Here is a 358-nt window from a genome sequence, read left to right on the forward strand (position 1 = left end):
ACCGGTGATCAAGCCGGCCAGCAAGCTCCGCACGGCAACCGAGCTGACCGTCGGCTCGACCGTGACCGCCCCGGCCCGCTTCTTGGGCTCGGAAGTGGGGGCCGTCTTCCTGCGGGTTGGCCCGGCCTGCCTGGAGTGCCAGATCGTTGCCTGGAGCCCCAACGCGGTGACCTTTATCGTTCCGAACATGGGCTTGGGCCCGATCACGGCCGCTGAGCTGGAGATCGTCCGGGGCGACGGCGACACGATGCGGAAGTACCCGGTCGAGCTGATCCGCAAGCCCGAGCTGATCATCCACGAGCCCGCCTCGCCGACCGAGGCCTCCGTGGTCGCGGCCCCCGAGCAGCTCCTCCCCCAG

General features: G+C 69.8%; 1 protein-coding gene. It reads left to right on the forward strand.

The genetic code is table 11. The features are described 5' to 3' along the window. Nucleotides 1–358: hypothetical protein (locus Pla111_RS17175; RefSeq protein WP_197524834.1), on the forward strand; the 358-nt coding region annotated here is incomplete at both ends.

This window comes from Botrimarina hoheduenensis, from assembly GCF_007859815.1.
Taxonomy (GTDB): Bacteria; Planctomycetota; Planctomycetia; order Pirellulales; family Lacipirellulaceae; genus Botrimarina; species Botrimarina hoheduenensis.